General features: G+C 39.6%; 5 protein-coding genes. All 5 read right to left on the reverse strand.

From position 1 onward, the window contains the following. Positions 1–1,467, reverse strand: a 1,467-nt coding sequence (gene purF, locus H5072_RS11270; RefSeq protein WP_182693567.1) for an amidophosphoribosyltransferase, incomplete at its 3' end; no start/stop codon positions are given. An 18-nt stretch (positions 1,468–1,485) separates the two neighbouring features. Continuing rightward, entirely contained in the window at positions 1,486–1,980 is a 495-nt protein-coding gene (locus H5072_RS11275; protein WP_002958356.1) for a CvpA family protein, read from the reverse strand. 194 nt (positions 1,981–2,174) lie between these two features. After that, positions 2,175–2,816, reverse strand: a complete 642-nt coding sequence (locus tag H5072_RS11280; RefSeq protein ID WP_182693568.1) for an SPOR domain-containing protein — start codon at positions 2,814–2,816, stop codon at positions 2,175–2,177. Between the two features lie 11 nt (positions 2,817–2,827). Next, on the reverse strand, positions 2,828–4,093 hold the full coding sequence (folC, locus tag H5072_RS11285) for a bifunctional tetrahydrofolate synthase/dihydrofolate synthase (RefSeq protein WP_002958358.1): 1,266 nt from the start codon (positions 4,091–4,093) through the stop codon (positions 2,828–2,830). Between the two features lie 25 nt (positions 4,094–4,118). Continuing rightward, positions 4,119–4,994, reverse strand: a complete 876-nt coding sequence (gene accD / locus H5072_RS11290) for an acetyl-CoA carboxylase, carboxyltransferase subunit beta (protein ID WP_007376856.1) — start codon at positions 4,992–4,994, stop codon at positions 4,119–4,121. Positions 4,995–5,194 lie beyond the last annotated feature (200 nt).

Below are 5,194 nucleotides of genomic sequence, written 5' to 3' on the forward strand. Positions count from 1 at the left end.
GCGGGTACTTTTTGCTGAATCGTTACGTAGCTCATCAATACGGTTTAAATAGTTTTGATCAATGTCGCCTGTAATATATTGCCCATCAAATACTGAGGTTTCGAACTTAGTAATTTCAGGATTTTCTTGGCTAACCGCAGCTATTAAATCTTTTAACGATTGAAAGATTAAACCGTCAGAACCAATACTTGCATTAATATCTTCAACTTCACGTCCGTGAGCAATAAGCTCAGCTGCTGAAGGCATATCAATACCGTACACATTAGGGAAGCGTATTTCAGGCGCTGCGGATGCAAAGTAAACATTTTTAGCACCAGACTCTCGAGCCATTTCAACAATTTGTGCTGATGTTGTACCACGAACAATTGAGTCATCAACCAATAATACGTTTTTACCTTTAAACTCGCGATCAATTGCGTTTAGCTTTTGACGCACTGATTTTTTACGCATCTCTTGGCCAGGCATGATAAATGTACGACCAATATAACGGTTTTTAACAAAACCTTGGCGATAGGGTAAATCAAGCACACGTGCAATTTCCAGTGCTACATCGCATGAAGTTTCTGGGATTGGGATAACTACATCAATGTCTTTATCAGCCCATTCGCGTGCAATTTTTTCGCCTAGTTTTGTGCCCATGTTTACGCGTGTTGCATAAACAGACATACGGTCTATTGTTGAATCAGGTCGAGCAAAATAAACAAATTCAAAAATACACGGCGAGTAAGATGCTTTATCTGCACAACTAAGTGAATGAAATTCACCTTCTTCTGTAACATATATAGCTTCACCAGGGGCAACATCACGTACAAACTCAAAGCCGTCCGGTTTTAACGCAACGCTTTCAGAGGCGAACATGTACTCAGTGCCTTTTGCAGTCTCACGTTTACCAAATACAAGTGGACGGATACCATTCGGGTCGCGAAAAGCAACAATACCGTGACCAATAATCATAGCAATTGTTGCATAACCACCGCTTACTTTATTATTTACCTCGGTTACCGCAGTAAATATATCTTCAGGGTCTAAATGCAACTTATCAGATTTACTTAGTTCATGTGCCATGATGTTGAGTAAGATTTCTGAATCAGATGTTGTATTTACATGACGACGTGCTTCTGAGAATAACTGCTCTTTTAAAGCTTCTGCATTAGTAAGGTTGCCATTATGGGCAAGTGCTATACCAAACGGTGAGTTAACATAAAAAGGCTGTGCTTCAGATGAGCTTGAAGACCCTGCTGTAGGATAGCGCACATGGCCAAGACCAATCGTACCTTGTAGTCGTTTCATATGACGAGTGTGAAAGGCATCTTTCACTAAGCCATTTGCTTTGCGTAAGCTGAACGTATTATTCTCAATGGTAATGATACCCGCGGCATCTTGACCACGGTGCTGCAAAACAGTTAAGCCATCATAAATCGCCTGATTGACAGGGGATGTTCCGACTATTCCAACGATACCACACATGTAATTTATCCTCGCCGATTAACGGTTTACTGAATTTAAAAAGCTCGAGTTGTTTTCTAGGTACGAAAAGAACCATTCAACAACAAAGCCAAATTCTGGAATCAAAATAGAATTGCCCCACCAGTGCGTATTGGGTGCACCAGTAAAAGCATCAAGAAAGAAGAGTAACGCGCTCACGACCAACACGCCTCGTAGAGCACCAAACACTATGCCAAAGACACGGTCGGTACCCGATAAACCAGTACGATGTACAAGTTCACCTAAAATGTAGTTTAGTAAACCGCCTAACAGTAGCGTCGCAAAGAATAATATGGCTATGGCCGCCGCATTTCTTAAAAGGGGTTCAGAAATGGTTGTTAGGAAGGAAGCTAAATATTGGTAAAATAAGCTAGAGATGATAAAGGCGCCAGCCCATACCGCTAATGACATTGCTTCTTTTACAAAGCCGCGTATTAAACCGATGATGGTAGACAATACAATGATGCCAATAATGGCGTAATCAACCCAGATCATAAGAACCAATTAGTCGCTAATTTGGGGCGCATTCTATACCCAAACATCGTTAGTATGCAAGTTTAAACGGGAGATTACTGGGTTGTAGTTAATACAAAAAATTAACATTCTAGTCTAAGTATTGTGAGATAAAGATAATGATAAAAAAAATATAAATAAATAAAAAAAGGCTTGTTATACAAGCCTTTTTTAAATTATTTTGTTACTTCGTACTGCGTAACTTTACCATTTAATTTAGTAAGCTCTTTGAGCTGGGGGAGCTGCTTTTGTAATTCACTTTTATCAAGCGAAGGACCAACAAATACTTTGGTTAATGTCCCATTTGGGGTTTTAATCGGTTTAGTAAATGTTTTAAACCCTTCAGCCTTTAATTTAGCCTGTAATGCTTTAACGTTTGCAACATGTGAAAAACTACCTAATTGAATAACATAGGCCATACTCGTTAGGTTTTCATCACTTTTACGTGGTACAATTGGCTCTGGCTTAGCTTGAACAGGCGCTTTTGTAATTGGTGTAGCTTTGGGTTCTATAGTTGCTTCAACAACTTTATCTTCCACAGCGTAATCACTCTCATCCATCGCGCTTTGCTGCTCAAAAGCTTCATCGTCAGCTTGAATGTCTTCAATTTCATCTTGCTTTAGTGGCTCAGCATTAGCCATATTTTCATCAATTGACTCTTGAAGATCGATTGTTTTGAACTCAGGGCGGTCTGGGATCGCTTTAAAGCCTTCTTTATAATGCACTTTTTCGCCATCGAGTATATTAGGGATAAACACAATTGCTGCGATCACCACTATACTTGTTCCGACTAAGCGATTAATAAAACTTGAGTTCACCGACATCCTCTCTATTTTTTAAAGTAATTAATAGCGCCAGCAACTGTAAAAAATGAACCAAATATAATCAACATAGTATCACTTTGTTGTTCTGGTAAAATTACATTCAGTGCTTGTGCCACACTATCATAGCTATTAATAGTATTATGATGAGACAATTCGTGCAGTGCATTTTGTAAATTACTTGCAGTGTCGCCTCGCGGGCCACTTAAGCTCGCTAATGACCACTCATCGACCAAGTGACTTACTTCTTTAAATACACCCGCTTTATCTTTATCAGCAAGCATAGCGGCTAATGCATGAATTTTAAAGCCTTTATCTTTATAGCTTGATAACTTATTGGCTAAATAACGCGCCGACTCAGGGTTGTGTGCTACGTCGGTAAAGACTAAAGGCTCAACACTTAACTGTTGAAAGCGCCCTTCGACAACTAAATTAGCTAAACAACTTCGTATAATTGATTCACTAGGTAATAAGTTTAAAACACTTAGCGTAGTTAATGCGGTAGCTGCATTTTGACACGGTATTGCAGGCTTATCTATTTCAAGATTATGTTCTTTATATTGCCAATTAAAGCTCTCAGCATTTTCTTTAAAAATAAAGTCACTGCCCGACAGCGTCATGTTGGCATTAATTTCTTTGCCGTAATCAGTCATTGTGTGAGGAATATTTAAATCCCCTATAATAGCGGGCGTATTTTCACGAAAAATACCGGCTTTATCATAAGCCACTAACTCACGGGTATCACCTAAGTACTCTTTATGGTCTAAGTCTATAGTGGTGATCACGCTTGCAAAGGGAGTGACTATATTTGTGGCGTCAAAGCGTCCACCTAAACCAACCTCTAGTAATACATAATCGACGTTACAGCGTTTAAAAATTGCCAACGCCCCCAAAGTACCATATTCAAAATAAGTCAGAGCAGTGTCTTTACGGCCTTGCTCAAGCTGGTGAAAAGCATCTATATGAAATTGGTCTGCCAATTCTTCCCCATTAACTCGTACACGCTCGTTATAACGAATTAAATGTGGAGATGCGTAAGTACCCACACTGAAACCTTGCGCTAGCAATAGCGACTCTAAGCACCGTGCTGTGGTGCCCTTACCGTTTGTACCGGCAATAAGAATAATTTTACTTGGAGTGTTTAACAGGCCAATATTGTTAGCAACATTAGCAACTCGTTCTAAGCCCATAGCAATGTTAGCTGGGTGAACACTTTCTAAATAAAAAAGCCAATCATCAAGGCTTGATGATTGGCTAGGAATTTTTTTTGTCATAGCGTGTAATCAGTAAAGCTGAAATTTACGCTACTCTATGCTCTTGTTCCGTAGAAGGCAAGTTCATAAATTTAGCTAAAATGCGTGCAAGGGTATCGCGCATTTCACGGCGGTCAATAATCATGTCAATTGCACCGTGTTCAAGCAAAAATTCACTACGCTGAAAGCCTTCAGGTAATGTTTCGCGAACTGTTTGCTCAATAACACGAGGACCTGCAAAACCAATTAACGCTTTAGGTTCTGCAACGTTAATATCGCCCAGCATAGCAAGTGATGCAGATACACCACCCATAGTTGGGTCAGTCATGACTGAAATAAACGGAAGACCTTTTTCAGTCATTTTTGCAAGTGCAGCACTTGTTTTAGCCATTTGCATAAGCGACATAAGCGCTTCTTGCATGCGTGCACCGCCTGATGCAGAAAAACAAATAAGCGGCATGTTATGCTCTAAACATTGATCAACAGCATCAACAAAGCGAGCGCCAACAACAGAAGCCATTGAGCCACCCATAAATGAGAACTCAAATGCTACTGCTGCAACTGGAATGCCTTTTAATCGGCCTTTCATAGCTACAAGTGCATCTTTTTCACCACTTGCTTTTTGGGCTGCACTGATACGATCAGAGTATTTTTTAGAATCTTTAAACTTAAGAATGTCTTTAGGCTCATGTTGTGTGCCAAGCTCTTGACGGTCACCTTCATCTAAAAAGTGTTCCAGGCGCTTACGGCCACTAACACGCATGTGGTGGTCACACTTAGGACATACGTTTAATGACTTTTCTAATTCAGCTTTATATAAAATTGAATCACACGATGTGCACTTAGCCCAAACACCTTCTGGGATTTCTTTACGACCTGATGATTTTGTCGTTTTAGGTAAGATTTTTTCTAGCCAACTCATTTGCAACTCTCTTAATGCTGTTCTGTGTCGCGAGCCTGCCAATAGCAATTAGCAGACAAATTTTTTCAATTAAAACATGAATTACACTAACGCGGTATAAAAAACTGGTCTTAGTAGTTAAAAGTGTTCATAAAAAACACTAACGGCAACCATAACTAAATTTCAGCGTCAGGTAAAAACAATGGACCTAAAGGCATTTT

This window comes from Pseudoalteromonas sp. SR45-5, assembly GCF_014163565.1.
GTDB lineage: Bacteria > Pseudomonadota > Gammaproteobacteria > Enterobacterales > Alteromonadaceae > Pseudoalteromonas > Pseudoalteromonas distincta.

What these genes read in the sequence shown, in the direction of transcription:
- accD (WP_007376856.1), bottom strand. Translation starts at nt 4,994, where the DNA reads ATGAGTTGGCTAGAAAAAATCTTACCTAAAACGACAAAATCATCAGGT.
- H5072_RS11275 (WP_002958356.1), bottom strand. Translation starts at nt 1,980, where the DNA reads ATGATCTGGGTTGATTACGCCATTATTGGCATCATTGTATTGTCTACC.
- folC (WP_002958358.1), bottom strand. Translation starts at nt 4,093, where the DNA reads ATGACAAAAAAAATTCCTAGCCAATCATCAAGCCTTGATGATTGGCTT.